The organism is Paenibacillus sp. KS-LC4 (genome assembly GCF_036894955.1).
Lineage (GTDB): Bacteria > Bacillota > Bacilli > Paenibacillales > Paenibacillaceae > Pristimantibacillus.
Genome location: NZ_CP145905.1, coordinates 4,975,001 through 4,990,637 on the forward strand (window position 1 = coordinate 4,975,001; position 15,637 = coordinate 4,990,637).

Annotated in this window: 17 protein-coding genes; 1 reads left to right on the forward strand and 16 read right to left on the reverse strand. The window is 47.7% G+C overall.

What is annotated here, in order from left to right:
* Positions 1 to 124 precede the first annotated feature (124 nt).
* On the reverse strand, positions 125 to 1,000 hold the full coding sequence (locus V5J77_RS21130) for a nucleotidyltransferase-like protein (RefSeq protein ID WP_338552791.1): 876 nt from the start codon (positions 998 to 1,000) through the stop codon (positions 125 to 127).
* Positions 1,001 to 1,149: 149 nt separating this feature from the next.
* Here V5J77_RS21130 and V5J77_RS21135 point away from each other — a divergent pair, with 149 nt between their 5' ends.
* Positions 1,150 to 1,500, forward strand: coding sequence for a YgzB family protein (locus tag V5J77_RS21135; RefSeq protein WP_338552792.1), 351 nt, complete (start codon positions 1,150 to 1,152; stop codon positions 1,498 to 1,500).
* 145 nt (positions 1,501 to 1,645) lie between these two features.
* Here the strand turns inward: V5J77_RS21135 and V5J77_RS21140 are convergent, their stop codons facing one another.
* The 15 genes from V5J77_RS21140 to V5J77_RS21210 form a co-directional block, all read right to left on the reverse strand.
* A complete protein-coding gene (locus V5J77_RS21140; RefSeq protein ID WP_338552793.1) occupies positions 1,646 to 3,370 on the reverse strand; it encodes a glycosyl hydrolase family 18 protein in 1,725 nt (574 codons plus the stop codon).
* A 107-nt stretch (positions 3,371 to 3,477) separates the two neighbouring features.
* Positions 3,478 to 3,906, reverse strand: a complete 429-nt coding sequence (gene perR, locus V5J77_RS21145) for a peroxide-responsive transcriptional repressor PerR (protein ID WP_056043983.1) — start codon at positions 3,904 to 3,906, stop codon at positions 3,478 to 3,480.
* Between the two features lie 72 nt (positions 3,907 to 3,978).
* Positions 3,979 to 5,907, reverse strand: coding sequence for a DUF6677 family protein (locus V5J77_RS21150; protein WP_338552794.1), 1,929 nt, complete (start codon positions 5,905 to 5,907; stop codon positions 3,979 to 3,981).
* Positions 5,908 to 6,077: 170 nt separating this feature from the next.
* Positions 6,078 to 7,523 (reverse strand): Asp-tRNA(Asn)/Glu-tRNA(Gln) amidotransferase subunit GatB, encoded by a 1,446-nt coding sequence (gatB, locus tag V5J77_RS21155; RefSeq protein ID WP_338552796.1) that lies wholly within the window; start codon positions 7,521 to 7,523, stop codon positions 6,078 to 6,080.
* A gap of 25 nt (positions 7,524 to 7,548) precedes the next feature.
* Positions 7,549 to 9,006, reverse strand: a complete 1,458-nt coding sequence (gene gatA / locus V5J77_RS21160; protein ID WP_338552797.1) for an Asp-tRNA(Asn)/Glu-tRNA(Gln) amidotransferase subunit GatA — start codon at positions 9,004 to 9,006, stop codon at positions 7,549 to 7,551.
* Positions 9,007 to 9,073: 67 nt separating this feature from the next.
* On the reverse strand, positions 9,074 to 9,361 hold the full coding sequence (gatC, locus tag V5J77_RS21165) for an Asp-tRNA(Asn)/Glu-tRNA(Gln) amidotransferase subunit GatC (RefSeq protein WP_338552798.1): 288 nt from the start codon (positions 9,359 to 9,361) through the stop codon (positions 9,074 to 9,076).
* Between the two features lie 168 nt (positions 9,362 to 9,529).
* On the reverse strand, positions 9,530 to 9,910 hold the full coding sequence (locus tag V5J77_RS21170) for an ATPase (RefSeq protein ID WP_338552799.1): 381 nt from the start codon (positions 9,908 to 9,910) through the stop codon (positions 9,530 to 9,532).
* A 118-nt stretch (positions 9,911 to 10,028) separates the two neighbouring features.
* The gene (locus V5J77_RS21175; RefSeq protein ID WP_338552800.1) at positions 10,029 to 11,594 is read right to left on the reverse strand and encodes a PH domain-containing protein; all 1,566 of its coding nucleotides are present in this window, start codon (positions 11,592 to 11,594) and stop codon (positions 10,029 to 10,031) included.
* Complete coding sequence (locus tag V5J77_RS21180; protein ID WP_338552801.1) at positions 11,587 to 12,066, reverse strand: PH domain-containing protein; 480 nt, start codon at positions 12,064 to 12,066, stop codon at positions 11,587 to 11,589. Before V5J77_RS21180 ends, V5J77_RS21175 begins: the two co-directional genes overlap by 8 nt.
* An 11-nt stretch (positions 12,067 to 12,077) precedes the next feature.
* Positions 12,078 to 13,307: a Xaa-Pro peptidase family protein gene (locus V5J77_RS21185; RefSeq protein WP_338552802.1), complete on the reverse strand. Its 1,230-nt coding sequence runs from the start codon at positions 13,305 to 13,307 to the stop codon at positions 12,078 to 12,080.
* Positions 13,308 to 13,434: 127 nt separating this feature from the next.
* A complete protein-coding gene (locus tag V5J77_RS21190; RefSeq protein ID WP_338552803.1) occupies positions 13,435 to 13,923 on the reverse strand; it encodes a hypothetical protein in 489 nt (162 codons plus the stop codon).
* Between the two features lie 22 nt (positions 13,924 to 13,945).
* The gene (locus V5J77_RS21195; protein WP_338552804.1) at positions 13,946 to 14,371 is read right to left on the reverse strand and encodes a hypothetical protein; all 426 of its coding nucleotides are present in this window, start codon (positions 14,369 to 14,371) and stop codon (positions 13,946 to 13,948) included.
* Positions 14,368 to 14,583 (reverse strand): hypothetical protein, encoded by a 216-nt coding sequence (locus tag V5J77_RS21200; RefSeq protein ID WP_338552805.1) that lies wholly within the window; start codon positions 14,581 to 14,583, stop codon positions 14,368 to 14,370. Before V5J77_RS21200 ends, V5J77_RS21195 begins: the two co-directional genes overlap by 4 nt.
* The gene (locus tag V5J77_RS21205; protein WP_200931697.1) at positions 14,555 to 14,704 is read right to left on the reverse strand and encodes a hypothetical protein; all 150 of its coding nucleotides are present in this window, start codon (positions 14,702 to 14,704) and stop codon (positions 14,555 to 14,557) included. Before V5J77_RS21205 ends, V5J77_RS21200 begins: the two co-directional genes overlap by 29 nt.
* A 40-nt stretch (positions 14,705 to 14,744) precedes the next feature.
* Positions 14,745 to 15,635, reverse strand: a complete 891-nt coding sequence (locus tag V5J77_RS21210) for a hypothetical protein (RefSeq protein ID WP_338552806.1) — start codon at positions 15,633 to 15,635, stop codon at positions 14,745 to 14,747.
* Between the last annotated feature and the right edge of the window lie 2 nt (positions 15,636 to 15,637).

The window sequence follows — 15,637 nt, forward strand, 5'->3', positions numbered from 1 at the left end:
TGCTTGCTTCAAAAGCGGCGTGTATTAATATATCATAGCACGCAAAAAATAGTCAAGCCCTATTTCAAAAAAAAGATACCCTTTGCTTGAAACAAGCGATTTGGGTATCTTTTGCCGTTCTATATTATACAGCGAGCATCATATATCGAAGCTCCAACGCCTCAGTATCTCCACTAGCTGCCATCACCGCTACCTCGCGAATAAGCGAGCGTTTAACCAATCGTTGCAGCAACAAAGATAAATCAATATGAAGGGTCTTTATTCGCTCATGTTCCTGAAGCTCGCTAATGCTCCATGGCTCCTCTCGGCTCATCATAATATTAAAGAGCAAGGAACAGCAATCCTTCATTTTATTAATTACCGTAAACTCACAAGCAAGCATAACAAGTTGAACACGCTGCTCCAACGTTTCAGGGCTAACGGTTAACTCTTCATAAAGCTTGTAAACCCCAGGATGCACCCGACGCATTTGACGCCACACGGTTAGCTCTGGATGTTGTCCTTCTTCAATTAATACAATGTGCGCCCAGTGATGCAGAGCAGTTAATATATTGCTGTATGCATCCAGTATATTGCGCTCTTCGTAATCGTGCTTCGCCTGTAAGTAACTTCTCAGAAAGCCGGAGAACTCTACAAACCGCTTTTGCTCTCTCATGACGTCCGGAAATTGTATAATGCGCTCACGAATATCGCTTATACGGCTGTCGCGCTCCAACAGTATCTCCCCCCGAACTATCCATTGAATAATACTTTTGTTCTCCCCGCTTGCCATCCACTGCTCCAGTTGACCTACACTCGCACTGCGGATCAGCACATGCTGCCCTTCAATGCGGACATGCTCAACACTTTGAACAGCAGTCTGCTCAACTATTGCAAGCAACAGCAGATCCAATCCTTCAGTCAACGGACTGTAAGCATAAGAATTTTCGATTGCGATTAGACCAAGCAATTCTTGCTGTGATTGATGCGTTTGAATGAAATGTTCTTTTATATGTTTCACTTGGGCCTCCGTATAGCTAATCCAATATGATTAAGATATAATAATAATCTACGGTGTTTGTTATTTCGACAAACCGAGGACAGTTTCCTGCTTACAAAGATGGAAAACCGTCTGATTATAATAAGAATACCACGGAGAGGATGGACAAAGTGAATAAGTTTTTTTTCAAATCAGCGAAAATAAACGAATTTCGTCTGTGGGGACTGATTTTCACACTCGTCGGCATGGGTGTTATGATTCTCGGTACAGCGGGAATCGTTCTTTGGGGACAAGCTGGTAAAATCGTAGCCGCGATCTTTATGGTTATTGGCATGATTTCTTTGCTCGTTAGCGTTGCCGTTTATTTCTGGGCAGGCATGATGTCGACCAGTGCAACGATGCTGACTTGCCCCGAATGCAATCGTCCGACGAAAATGCTCGGAAAAACGGATCGCTGCATGTTTTGCAAAACGATGCTGACACTCGATCCGGCGCAAGCCACACACGCTCCTTCCGAATAATACGCTGCTCTTAAAAATAGGTTACATAAAGGTAAGCTGCAAGATCAGGATTATACATTTTTAAATTAGAATGAAAGAAGGCCCTCGCGAGTTCAGCGAGGGCCTTCTTTCTAATAAAATTGCAAGGTTATTATTGCAATTACGTTTATTTGTTCAATGCGGTATCAATCGTTTCCCAGATAGCGTTCGTTTGAAAAGTGCGCTGCCAGGTTGCTACTCCAGCTAATCCGTACTTTTTAACTAATGCAACTCTAGCTTTGATCGACAGCTCGTCCTCAATCCAGATGCGTTTGAGCGCCTCCTCTTCCTTATACTCCACATAATGCTGCCCAGCATCGCTATCGAGTACAGGCTTTAGCTTATTTTGCGTAATAATCTCTTTCACTTTATCCATGCCAAGCGCTTTGGAGCTTACCTTGGTTCCGCCATTATCTTCGGTTTCCGTCCAAACCCTGGTGTATAGCGGCATACTCAATATAAGCTTGCTTGCAGGAACATCGTCTTCGTCCAATATTCTCTTCAAGGATTGCTCCGTCCAAGGCAGCGAAGCGACCGACCCCGCAATCGGGCTTGTAGCCCAATGCTCGTCATAAGCCATAACCATCATGTAGTCTACAACTTTGCCAAGCGCTTTTCGATCCAGAAAAACAGACCACATCTCGCTGTTGGACTTGGGCGTTACATCAATAGAAACAACTAGTCCTGCTTCATGAAGCAGAGGCGTCAGCTCACGGACGAACTGGACTAGGTTTTCCTTATCTTTCGTATATACATTCTCAAAGTCTACATTAATGCCCTGCAAATGATACAGCTCTGCAAATGCAAGCAGCTGCTGGATCATGTGAAATCGCGTATCTACTGTCGCCAGAGCCGCACTCGTCCGATCAGGCTCAAACCCGTTGCTGAAGAGCGCCCAAACTTGCATCTTCTGCTCTTTAGCCCATTTTACATACGCTGGATCAGCCTTGCCTTTAATTGTGCCATCCGCATCCTGAAGCTCAAACCAGGTTGGACTGACGACATTGACGCCTTGCATTTCCGGAATTGTCGCTGGATCTGGCTTACGTTGATAAACAGCTTCCCAGGTCAGATTGATTTTGCTGCCTGTAACCTTCCAAGCAACAAAGTCCGTTTCATTATCGCTAGGCGCAATCTGCTCCATGCCAGTGAGAGTCGTATCACTTTTAGCGATATAACCCGGATGACCATCCGGTCCCTGAACGAGCAGCCAGCCATCGCGTTCTCCCCAAACTCTGAGCTTGCTCGCGAGCGGAGCCTTCTCCACAATCGGCGCCCTAATAGTAGGCTCTGTTCGTATAGCCGCTCCTTTCTCCCGATTGGCTTCCGCCAGTTGGATAGCCTCGCCAGACTGAAGCAGGGATACAACTCCTGAATTTTCAACGTATTCTGTCTGCAAGCCATAAAGCTCTTCAATCGGTGTAATTGGAATGTAAACCACATCATCCTGCACCTCAGCTGTAATCGTCAAGTCAAAGGGCTTGCGATTCGCAGTCGCCGTCAAGGAATTTGTCTGCAAACGCAGCACCTTATTTGCTGTTGTAAAAATAATAGATCCACTATCCGCTTCATACCGAATAGGTTGGTCTGCCCCAAGCACCTGCTGAAGGACAGGAAGCGGCAGCTTCACTTCGTTATTTTCAATAATGGCACCTTGCTTCATTGCTTCCCCATGAACAATGATTGGATTTTTCACCCCATAATCGGGAGCTATTTGTTTAAAATTAGGAATGTAGCGGTCATATACAAACCAACCACCACCTGCTGCAATAATAACGATTAAAAATAAAAATAGATACCGAGCCCCCCTGCCCTTGCGGCGACGAGGAGTACGGCGAAGCAAAGTTTCCAAGCGTATCGCGCTCCTTTATAAAAGACGAAAGCGTGCATGTCCGCGGTTGAACGCTTCCCTGCACGCCATCATTTTGTTAGATTTAATTCTTGCTAAATGGTTAGCTATTATTTCTTAGCCGCTGCGCAAGTAGAGCAGGAACCGTAAATTTCCATTCGATGCCCTTGCACGATAAAACCAGTCTCCTGCGATGCCACCCGCTCCACCTCAAGTAACGGCGGGTATTCAAAATCAACAATTTGGCCACAGTCATTGCATATGGCATGATAATGCTCCGATGTATCCGCATCAAAGCGGCTGGAATCATCTCCATATGTCAGTTCCTTAACAAGCCCCGCTTCTACAAATAACCGTAGGTTATTATATATGGTCGCCACGCTCATACTTGGAAAATTAGGCGACAGTGATTTATAAATTTCATCGGCTGTCGGATGAGTCATCGATTCCATTAAAAAGCTTAAAATGGCATGACGCTGCGGGGTCATACGGACACCATTCATTTTTAATTGCTGCAATGCTGCATTAACGGCTCCCATTCCCCTCACGCCTTTCAATTCGTATTTAAAGCTATTGTACGTGTTTTCAAAATGATTTGTCAATGAATGCGGTTATTGCTCTGGGGCACTATACTGTATGGCAATACTGTTGTTGGCATTAATTTGCAGACGGTATTGACCGTCTCCAATCGTTCCCCTCACTGTCTTTTTACTGACTTCGAGCGGCAAATTCGTTGTAATTGCGCCGAAAGTGACCGATCCATATACGGTATAACTGCCATACTGCGGGACAGTCAACTTAATTTCCCCTACGGAGCTATCAACATCCCAGTCACCGCCAACTACCGAGCTCGCCAGCTCTATACCGCCATTAAGGGTAGCAGCCTTTACAGCGCCGATAGCTTCATTAATGTTGATTTTTCCATTTTTCGTATCGGCCTCTATATCTCCCGAAATGTTTGTCATCTTCAAAGCCCCATTCGTCGCTTCCGCAAATACATTCCCTGTAATAGATGCAGCGGTAACAGCTCCATTTAATAAGGTTATACTTGTATCTCCTATTATATGACGAAGAGTAATCGTTCCATTATTTGCTTTCGCCTGAACGCTGCCCTGTATGCCTTCTGCTAAAATTTCGCCCGTATCGCTGGAAAGCTCCACACCACCTGGAGCATCAAGATTTACAACTTTTATCGGTCCATTATCCGTATGCACGAGCACAGAAAGCTGTCTCGGCGGCTGCTCATCCCGCTGCTGCTCCTCTAATTGTAGGGGCGACTGCTCAGGAGTTTGTGTTGATGTCTCGTTCAAAGCAGAGGCTTGTTCCACGTTATTCGGCGAGCTTGGATTTGGCATACTCGTCTCCTGTGCAGCTGGATCGTCCGACGCAAGATCATGATCAGTAGCGGAATCAAGATCAGGCTCTGCCACTTCCTTCACCTGAACCTTGGGCAAACGAGGCACGGTTACGATCATATTTATTCGCGGTTTGCGCGTCCCGTTCTCCCCATAGCTGCTGCTTTTGGCCTGCAAGGTGATTTTTTCACCACTTGCTGACGCCTCGATCTGCGCTTTTTCAGCCATTTTGTCGGCCTCAGCCTCATCAGCAATATCAACCCACACCTCGGTATTTATGCTGATATAATCATTATTTCCACTTTGAAGCGTCACTTTGCCATTCACATTGTAAATCTGAATAGCGGTCGTCTTTTCTTCCATTGGCACAATGAGTAGTTCTTTCTGAAAATGGAAGCCCTTTTCCTCGCCATAATCCTGTGCGCCATTCAAATCGACATATTGATCAATCCAGCGAAAAGGCAGATCTGCATATTGCGTTACTAAAAAGCCAAAGCCAGCAATGACAACCGCTGTCACGCTTCCAATAAAATCAAGTCGCAATTGCTTTCGCGACCGCCGCTGCAATAGACTGTAGGCGATTAGCTCACCCCCCAGACCTATAAACAAAACAGGCCACCAATAACGCATCAGCGCATAAGCATTGCTGCTGTGTATTTCATCCCACAACAGCAGCGCTCCTGAAGCCGCAATAAATAGAGCAGCCGTAAAGCTTCCTAACCGAAATACCTCCGCCAGCCGCTGACGCAAAACTAGGCTTACAGCGATCAGCCCTAGAACAGGTCCTACGGCATAATTAGCCGCTTCATCAAACCAAGTGAACAAAGAAGTCGGCTGCCGAAGCATGAGCAGCAGCATAAGCAAAATGCCCGCCACCATAATGAGTATGCCGTCCCTAAGCTTTAAACTGGGCTGCGTTTCCGCTTGCCGATCCAAGCTTTGCAGCGCATCATAGACGCTAATAAAATAAAATACAGGCAGCGCCAGCCCTAAATAAACAATAAGCAGCAAATGCTTCGCACCATCCGCATCCGCCAAACGAACAATAGTGCCGGCATCTAGCAAAATACCAGCGGCAAGCAGCAGCCCTCTCGTATATTCCCCCGTATATAAATGTCCCGCTCCCGGCCATAGAAAGGCCAGCAGCACAGTAAGCAATCGACTTTTCCTACGTCCCGTATTCATCCTATGCTCCTGCAAAACCTGTCCTCCGTATATGCAAGTTTATTGCTTATTATTGTACCATAGATGCCCGCTTATAGGCTTATGCTTAAAATGCCAAAAAAGAGCCGTCCAGCTTATGGACAGCTCTTCATTGAATATCAATATTCAACTTGTATGCTAATGTAGCTATATTAGACTTGCTGAAGACGCTCCAGCAGCATTTTGTTAACCATTGCCGGATTCGCCTTGCCTTTCGTTTCTTTCATAATTTGGCCGACAAGGAAGCCGATCGCCTTCTCTTTGCCTGCGCGGAAATCCTCAACCGATTGCGGATTCGCTCCAATGATTTTATCGACGATGGCAATGATTGCCCCCTCGTCGCTAATTTGTACGAGACCCTGCTCTTCAACGATCTGCTGCGGCAGCTTGCCGGATTCCAGCATTTCCTTAAAGACGGTTTTGGCGATTTTGCTGCTGATTGTGCCTTTCTCCAGCAAGCCAATCATTTCCCCAAGCCCTTGACCTGTAATCAACACATCAGACAGCTCTAGGCTATTCGAATTCAAATAGCCAAGCAGGTCGCCCATAATCCAGTTGGATACAGCCTTCGCATCCTTCGTATAGGACAAGCTTGCTTCAAAAAAGTCGGCCAATTTCTTCGACGCCGTAATAACATCAGCATCGTAGGATGGCAAGCTGTATTCACTAGTATAGCGGGCTTTACGTGCATCTGGAAGCTCAGGTATCGAAGCTTTAACACGCTCTTTCCACTCTTCATCAATAAAGAGGCGAACCAAATCCGGGTCCGGGAAATAACGATAGTCATGGGATTCCTCTTTGCCGCGCATTGAAATCGTCTTGCCCTGCGCTTCATCCCAGCGGCGAGTTTCTTGAACAACCTTATTGCCGCTGTTCAGCACCTCAGCCTGACGCCATTGCTCATATTCAAGACCACGCTGAACGCCGCGGAAGGTGTTCATGTTTTTCAGCTCAGCGCGCGTGCCAAGCTTCTCTTGACCATAAGGACGAAGGCTGATGTTCGCGTCGCAGCGCAAGCTTCCCTCTTCCATTTTGACATCCGATACTTCGCAGTAAAGCATAATTGCTTTCAGCTTCTCCAGATAGGCTTTCGCCTCCTCAGGCGTACGAATGTCCGGCTCGGAAACTATTTCAACGAGCGGCGTACCGACACGGTTAAAGTCAACGAGTGAGGCGTAACCTCCATCAACATGCGTCAGCTTGCCCGCATCCTCTTCCAAGTGCAGACGGGTAATGCCAATTCGTTTCGTAACGCCATTTACTTCAATATCAATCCAACCATTCTCGCCAATTGGCTGATCGAATTGCGAAATTTGATAAGCTTTAGGGGAATCGGGATAAAAATAGTTTTTACGGTCAAATTTGCTGACATCAGCAATTGTGCAATTGAGCGCCATCGCAGCCTTCATCGCGTATTCAACCGCCTGCTTGTTCAGCACCGGCAGCACGCCGGGATGACCAAGGCAGACCGGGCAGGTATGCGTATTAGGCGGGGCTCCGAAAGCGGTGGAGCAGCCGCAAAAAATCTTGCTGTTGGTGTGCAGCTCAACGTGCACTTCCAGCCCGACTACCGTTTCATATTGAGTCGCTTCAGACATCGTTAATCCTCCTTTATTCAATCTATTAGAGCTGCGGACGCAGCTTGTGGAATTCTGTATTTTGCTCGAAGGCATGGGCCGTACGCAGAACCGTCGACTCGTCGAAGGCTTTGCCGATAATTTGCAAGCCGATTGGCAAGCCGTCCGCTTGTCCGCAAGGAATGCTGATTGCCGGAACGCCTGCAAGGCTGACCGGAATCGTACAAATATCGTTCAAATACATCGTTAGCGGGTCGCCGACTTGCTCGCCGAGCTTGAACGCTGCTGTCGGGGCAGTTGGCCCGATGATAACATCATATTTTTCAAATACTTGGTCAAAATCTTGTTTAATGAGCGTGCGCACTTTTTGTGCTTTCAAATAATACGCGTCATAGTAGCCGGAGCTAAGCGCATACGTTCCCAGCATAATACGGCGCTTGACTTCTGGACCAAAGCCCTCGCTGCGCGATTTGCGGTACAAATCAATCAGGTTCGCTGGATTGTCTGCACGGACGCCGTAACGAACGCCATCGAAACGGGCTAAGTTGGACGAAGCTTCAGAAGAAGCAAGCAAATAATAAGCTGCAATTGCATATTCGGTATGCGGCAGCGAAACCTCTTCCCATGTTGCGCCAAGGCTTTCATACACTTTCAGTGCATTCAAAACCGCTTCCTTAACCTTTGGATCGACGCCTTCTCCCAAATATTCCTTCGGTACCGCAATGCGCAAGCCTTTGACATCGCCTGTCAAGGCAGACGAATAGTCCGGAATGCTTACGTTCGCAGAGGTAGAGTCTTTCGCATCATAACCAGCGATCGCTTGCAGCACAAATGCGGAATCCTCCACATTTTTCGTCAAAGGACCGATTTGGTCCAGCGATGAAGCGAAAGCAACAAGCCCAAAACGGGAAACAAGGCCATACGTTGGCTTAAGACCGACAATGCCGCAATAAGCTGCTGGCTGACGGATCGAACCGCCCGTATCAGAGCCAAGCGAGAAATAAACTTGTCCCGCAGCAACAGAAGCTGCTGAAGCGCCGCTGGAGCCACCCGGCACATATTCGGTGTTCCACGGATTGCGTGTTGGATAATAGCTGGAATTTTCATTCGAGCCGCCCATTGCAAACTCATCCATGTTCAGCTTGCCGATTGTGACGGATTGCGCCGATTTCAGCTTGCTCACAACCGTTCCATCATAAATGGGGTTGTAGTTATCTAGAAATTGGCTGGCACATGTTGTGCGCAGGCCTTCGGTAACGATATTATCTTTAATTCCAGCCGGAAGACCAAACAGTAAGCCGCGTTCCACTCCTGCTTGAAGCTGCTTGTCCAGCTCGGCTGCATGCTGGCGAGCTCCCTCTTCATTAAGCGTAAGGAACGCTTGAATGGAAGCTTCTGTTCTTTTAATACGAGCAAAGGATTCATCAACCAATTCGGTGACGGAAAGCTCCTTGTGGCTCAGCTTGTTATGTACATCCTGAAGACGCAAATCAAACAGTGACAAAACATGTTCCTCCCTTCAATATAAAAACGCAGCAAGCCGTTAAAGCTATCGCGCTCAATCATGCAGACTATTCCAACACAGCTGGCACTTTAATTTGGCCGTCTTCTTCATCAGGTGCGTTGAGCAGCACCTTCTCGATCGGCAGCGAATCGTGCGTTATATCCTCGCGCGTCACATTCGTAATCGGCAGCACATGGCTAGTCGGCTCGACGTTTTCTGTATCAAGCGAGTTCAGCTTTTCTGCATATTTTAAAATCGCATTAAGCTGCTCGGTGAATTTATCCTTCTCCTCGTCAGACAGCTCAAGGCGAGCCAAATTCGCAACATGCTCGACATCTTTAATCGTAATGCTCATGAATGTTCCTCCCCCTTCTTAAGCCTGCAATCATTCTTTCTATTATAGCCTAGAATCACATTTTGACAAAGTGCACAAACATGGGCTAGAACGCTTATGGTCTATTATAGCTATCAATAGCAGATGACCCTCCCGCACCTGGCGGAAGGGTCATCTCGCAGAAGCTTATTAAATCCACGCTTTCAAGTTAACCTGCCTTATAAAATCCTTCTGGCTTTGGCCTTCAGCAGCAGTTGGCTCCGCTTCTGGAGCAGACTCTTCGCCTCTCATTATACGCTTAAACAGCTCTTCATTATGAGTAGCCAGCGCGAAGTCAATCAGCGACTCGCGTTCGATGCGGTCAACCTCTTCTTGAAGCAACACATCCTCAAGCTCCACATCTTCATCTGGCAGCAAAAAATTACGATTGGCAGCCGGAACGCGCACCACGTAATCAAATACATTGTCAGCATTACGATCGTAAGCAATTATATAGCCATATTCCCCTACGGGAAGATTTTGCTCAAAATGATCAGATACAATAATTACCTTAGTTCCCAAACTAAGCATAGTCTTCACTCCTATCTATCGGACGCTAACCTATAACTATTATCCTACTAAAAAATAGTAGCGGTGTCCAATAGGGATTGAAACTATCGCGGGTCGGAAGCCGAGAGCAACGCTGCTGCTAAACTCGCTCCTCTCTGCTATACCAGTTCCAAACCCGCTCCATATCCCGATATTCCAATAGCGACACACTATAATCATTGACCGTTCCCATTGTTTGCACGCTCAGTGATACAAGATTTTTCCTCTGCTGGGCCCGGCTGCGTTTTAGAGTCATGGCCAGAATTTGCTGTCTGCGCAGCAAATACGTGACCTTGGAAAAATTCCGGCGCCGTAAAAGGAGTTGACCCTCCTTAAGCGTTAAGCCCGCCGTTTGATGACATGCTCTTCTCCAGAGCGCAACAAGCGGAAGCAGCAGCAGCGACCATAATCCATTAAAAGGCCAGATTATGATTAACGTTGTACAGATCACAAGCGTAAGGAGCAGCCAGTTTCTCATATAATAGAACAAAGCCCGCTTCGGCGCCTTAGCCTCAATAGCTGACCACTTCATCTGCGGTACAAAAAGCCCAATCACCTTCTCCATCTCCGTTATGGGCAAAAAGGGATGCAGCATGAGCTGCTCGTTTTTGTCGGAAGAAACGACTTGCAGCTTAATTTGAGCATAGCCAATCCATTGGCGAACAATTCCTTCTTCCACGATCACGGACTGCACCCTATCGGGGTCAAACGAATAAGCTTTTTTGTTTAACAAACCATAGGAAACCGATATTCGCATACCCTCCCGCTTAACCGTAAACCCACTGTACTTGATAATATACAAAATTAGCGATAGTACCCAACCTGCTGCCAACGCAATAATTGCAGTAATTACTATGACGATGATAAAGTAGCCGGGTACGTGGCTTTGCGATTCCGTATATAATTGCTCAAAAAAACGGATAGGAGTAAACCTCCCCAAAAAATCATTGGCAAATGAATATATACCCGCGATAAAAGCAATCGCCAGCCCTAAATTGAGCGATGTGGCAGCCGCCAGCAACAATTGTACGCTTGTTAAGCGAAAATAGGCGCTATCACTTGATTCCGCTGAAGGGCATCCCGAACTTTTTTGAAAAAGAGCATCGACCTGACGTTCGGGCACGGAGGCATTATCACCGCGCAGCTCTCCTTCAGAGCCGAATGTGCTGGCTTTCTCGGACTCCTCCTGCGAATTTTGCCCGATTCCCTCTTTCATAACATGAAGTTGACGAGACAGCAGCTGCCGGCGAAGCTGCTCCGCTTCGCCAGCCGCGAGCGCGGGCAAAATGCCATCTGCGGTTTTTCCGCCGCCCGGAGTTTCAATCTTCAACTCCGCAACGCCAAAAATTCGCTGCAAAAAGGGCTGATCTACATTCACTGAATGGATTCGCCCATAATAAATCGTCTTCTCATCCTTGAATAAAACGCCTTTGCGCAAAATGATCCGGTCTTCCTCTACCGTATAGGTAAATGCTCTCCATTCCAGCCACCCAAATAACAAGGATAACAGCACCAGGGCGCTTGCTCCCGCATACCAGTACCATTCCAGTCCGAGCAAGCCCGATTTTCTAAGCATTGTAATAATGATGAGCGGCAGCAGTCCTTTAATGAATTGAAACAGCGTAAAAACAACATATACTTTATGCAGTCTTCGCGGATTACTCATGCTGATCATCCACTTTCGCCAGCTGCCCGATTTTCCGCTTCAGCTCCTCTGCTTTTTCCAGCTTTAGCCCTTTAATACGATGGGTCGTGGCTGCCGTTACAACCGCTACGCTAGCCAGCTTGAACTTCCGCATGAGCGGTCCGCTCTCAAGCTCGACATGCTGGACGCGCACCATCGGAACGAGTACATTTTTAATAATAATAAGCCCGTATTGCAGCTCAAGCTCTTCCTCAAACAGTTCATATTGAAAGCGACTGTAGCGGATGCTAGGAACTGCCCAAATATCTATTACACTATAAGCCGTAACGACAGCGAGCCCGATCCATAGCGGGATAAGCGTCCACCCTTTCGATATCGCCAAAGCCGCATAACCGCATACGAGCAAATAGCCAATAGCCGCTAGAGTAGCTGCTCCCATTCGGCTAACCTTAACGTAATCTCTATCTATTCTTTGTGACAAAGCACGGTTCATCTCTCAACCCCCTATGGCAGCACAATAAGCTGCTCTTTCGTGCACGTAAGCTGGCGGGGCGTACCGTCAGTGATCACATAGCTGTTCTCCACTCCAACAACTCCCTGCCCAGGGAAAGTGAATTTCGGCTCGACGGCAAGCACCATTCCAGCAGCAAGCGGCAGATCGAAGCCACGGGCCAGCACAGGCCACTCGTCTATTTCAAGGCCAATACCATGTCCGAGAAACTTGGCCTGATCATGGCCAAAGCCCATATAATGCGCAGACAGCCCTGCAGCAGCCGCTTGATCAAGAGAAGCGATGTACAGTTCCGAGCAAGGTGTCCCGGGAATCATCGCTTTTTCAGCTGCACGCATCATCTCCTCCGACGTTCGGTAAGCATGAGCAAGCTGCTCTGAAAGCTCGCCAATAACCGCAGTACGCGTCTGATCAATAATGTAGCCGTCAATACAGCAGCCCACATCAATGAGTATAGGCTCATTTCGTCCAATGACTCTGCGGCTGACGCTTTGCGGTGAAGTAGCTCCTAAGCCAAGACCCCCTGCGGGACCATCAAAATAAGTAGGCACCGCAGCAGCGGCTCCTGACGTGACCATCCCTGTCGCGACTTCCTGATTGTAGCCTCGCATACGCATCAAGCCGATATGACCGCGAAGGCGCAGCTCATATTCTACTCGCGCTATCCAGGCTAGTTCGGTAATGCCCTCCTTCAACACATTCAATGCTTCTCCTAGCGCCTCGTCTACAGCTTTTGCCGCTGTTTCAATTCGGTTGATTTCCCAAGGCGATTTAATCATGCGCTGCCCTCTAATGAGGGCTGAACCGTCTACCAGCTCGCCTGCCCCCGCCGCTTGCAGCAGCTGGTTAAGCTTAAAATAGGTTTGTGCAGGAAGCACATCAAGATCCGCGGCCACTGTAACCGTACTTCCTGACATAAACAGCTGTGGAAAACGCTCTGCGAGCGTCTGACCGAATTGGCGGAATGAGCCTAATGGCTCTACAGCAATTAGCGTTTCCAGTTTTGCACGCTCAAGGCTTCGTTTGACAAAAAATACGGGCATGCCTTCGGCTGGAACAAAAGCATAGCCATTTTGCATCGAGCCCGTGTAATAATACAAATCTATATTTTGCGTAAGCAGCATGCCGTCAATCGCCTTCTTGCCAAGCTCCAGCTGAAGCTTGCTTATACGCTCATGAACCAAATCATCCGGTATGTCTCTAGTTATCGTTGTCTTATCCATCGCTTTGCTCAACTCCCAGCATCATTTATCCCTCCCCTTCATTAGAACAATTTTACAAAAGGCAGTCAACTGCAAGGCAGCTGCCGCGAGCATTTTTACAAGCAGCATCTCCTTCTATAATAAGGTATTAAAAATTAAAGGTTAGCTCGGACACACCTCTAATCGTCCATTCAATTGGCTCAAGCACTGTGAATACCCTCGGGTTCAAAAGCTTTATAATCATCACAACTCCCGGTCGTGACAGCGTAGCCTCATAGCTGAACTCTGCATTTACATATTGATAAGGAAAGGTTTGCTCACTGTTAATGACCTCGAAGGCTACTATGGTAACTGGCTCATGCAACAAGGATCCGCCAAGCGGCTTCCCTGCTTCATCAAGCTGAAGATTGCCTTGCAAATAACGGCTTGCTGCCGCTTCAGCCGCTATTGGATCAAGGCGGATGACACCGTCTCCTAGCGCAGCCTTATCAATCTGCTGTGCAGCCGCATGAACAGCACGGTTTAGTGCATGCTTGCCCTTAAAAAGCGTCTTCATCGCAATCTCCTCATCCGTCTGCATAACGTGGAGCATGAGCCACATGGTCATCATCAGCACAATTATCGTCAGCTTATACATAACAAAACTCCCTGTCGCCTGATCAAGGTACATATTCGCTCATCTTGATGCCTGTAGCACGAAGCCTGCCATTTTCATCAGGTGGCTTCACGCCGATTAAGCGATCCAATTGAAACAGCCCCTCATAGGGATAGCTAAGCAGAACAATCAATCCTGTCCCTCGCAGCAACGGCTTAGTAGAATTGGTTGCCTGCTCGCCACTATCGGATGCCACCTCAAAAATCAGCGCTTCCGGCTTCATTCCAAACTTCGCCAGCCGCTGCCGCGACTGCTCTACCATCTCAGGACTGATGTAGCCATGCTTGCCGCTCGCCCCGATTTCCAGCAAATAATCGACCTCCTGCTGCAATGCTGCCTGCCTAACAATTAGCACATGCTTATAAATAGGCGAGAACATCAGCCAGCATAAAATGGTTGCAAACAGCACAAATACTAAAATGCTCTTCATGGGCTCATAGTCCTTATGTAGCTGCTTGTGGCATGACCTGAGCGTTCGAGCTGTTTGTTCATTCCTTGATCCCCTTCTGCAATTCCAGAGTAAAGCATTACAATCGTTATAAGCAGCAATATCGCTGCCAGCAGGCTACGCATCGTCATCCCTCCATTCCAGCCGCTACAAGCGGCTTGTAATTTACTGAAGGAGCTTACTGATTTTTTCATTGGCAGCGTCTCCTTGCGACTGAATTTGGCTGCTGGTGCCCGTTGTATCCTTTGCAATAATGCCGTTGAAAAGCAAAATAACGACAACTAACAGCATGACGGTCATTAAAATATTGCGCATTATGATTCACCTCCTTGCTTTTGTAGCGGCTGCCAAGTTCTCAGCCCAACGATGCGAACAGCTTCTGTCCCTCCATCACCCATGGATAAATGAATACTTGAAACGTATACAAAATAGGAATGCCAGCGAGCATAAAGAGCAAATACGATGCTGTCTCCTTGCGGCTGTCCTTAGCAAGCTCCAGCTTCTCCTTATACTCCTGAATACGGTCGCGCAAAAGCATATAATATTCCTTGCTGTCATCTATGCGAAGGGAATCAATGGTCTCTACAAAGCTCATACCGTCATCCGTTCCCATTCTAAGCTTGAATTGACGTAGTGCCTGTTCGGCATCGTGATACCATTCCGCCAGCAATCGCTCCAAATCGCCGCGAAGCGTACTCGTATAAGGGATGCAGCGCGATAGCTTCGTATGAATATGCAGCGACGAATCGGCCAAATAAAGCAATTGATTGCTCATTACATAAATCTCCTTCGTCATGCGTTCCGATCGAAGCTTGCGCAGCATTCGCAGCCAAGGCAAATCCCAAACCAGCATAATCCAGCAAAAAACGAGCCCCGCGGTTAAATAGGCTATTGTACTGACCTGACCCAGACTTGCACTGACAGGAACGCCTATGGAAATGCCTATCATCAATACGATGAGCAGCAATTTGCGTGCAGCTGCGTACCAGCCGGCATCTGCCTCCACTCCGCATCCGGCGAGCAGCATTTCACGCTCAACGTATGTCTGCTGCTCCCTTGAGAGCCTAAGCTTACTGAGCCAGCTATCTGATATTTTTCTCGAACGCCAGTTCATTCCCGTAAGATGCAGCCAGCGCGGCTTCCTTTGCGGCAGCAGCCTAAGTATAGCGGCTACTGCAATAAACCCGAATATAAATTGGGCCGCAATTGCTCCAATACGCAGGCCGCCTTCCACCCAATGATGCATCG

Excerpts from the sequence above, each read along its gene's own strand:
- V5J77_RS21185 (WP_338552802.1), bottom strand. The coding sequence starts at position 13,307 with ATGGATAAGACAACGATAACTAGAGACATACCGGATGATTTGGTTCAT.
- V5J77_RS21175 (WP_338552800.1), bottom strand. The coding sequence starts at position 11,594 with ATGAGTAATCCGCGAAGACTGCATAAAGTATATGTTGTTTTTACGCTG.
- gatB (WP_338552796.1), bottom strand. The coding sequence starts at position 7,523 with ATGTCTGAAGCGACTCAATATGAAACGGTAGTCGGGCTGGAAGTGCAC.
- V5J77_RS21150 (WP_338552794.1), bottom strand. The coding sequence starts at position 5,907 with ATGAATACGGGACGTAGGAAAAGTCGATTGCTTACTGTGCTGCTGGCC.
- gatC (WP_338552798.1), bottom strand. The coding sequence starts at position 9,361 with ATGAGCATTACGATTAAAGATGTCGAGCATGTTGCGAATTTGGCTCGC.
- V5J77_RS21180 (WP_338552801.1), bottom strand. The coding sequence starts at position 12,066 with ATGAACCGTGCTTTGTCACAAAGAATAGATAGAGATTACGTTAAGGTT.
- V5J77_RS21190 (WP_338552803.1), bottom strand. The coding sequence starts at position 13,923 with ATGTATAAGCTGACGATAATTGTGCTGATGATGACCATGTGGCTCATG.
- V5J77_RS21200 (WP_338552805.1), bottom strand. The coding sequence starts at position 14,583 with ATGAAAAAATCAGTAAGCTCCTTCAGTAAATTACAAGCCGCTTGTAGC.
- V5J77_RS21205 (WP_200931697.1), bottom strand. The coding sequence starts at position 14,704 with ATGCGCAATATTTTAATGACCGTCATGCTGTTAGTTGTCGTTATTTTG.
- V5J77_RS21210 (WP_338552806.1), bottom strand. The coding sequence starts at position 15,635 with ATGCATCATTGGGTGGAAGGCGGCCTGCGTATTGGAGCAATTGCGGCC.
- V5J77_RS21195 (WP_338552804.1), bottom strand. The coding sequence starts at position 14,371 with ATGAAGAGCATTTTAGTATTTGTGCTGTTTGCAACCATTTTATGCTGG.
- V5J77_RS21170 (WP_338552799.1), bottom strand. The coding sequence starts at position 9,910 with ATGCTTAGTTTGGGAACTAAGGTAATTATTGTATCTGATCATTTTGAG.
- perR (WP_056043983.1), bottom strand. The coding sequence starts at position 3,906 with ATGGGAGCCGTTAATGCAGCATTGCAGCAATTAAAAATGAATGGTGTC.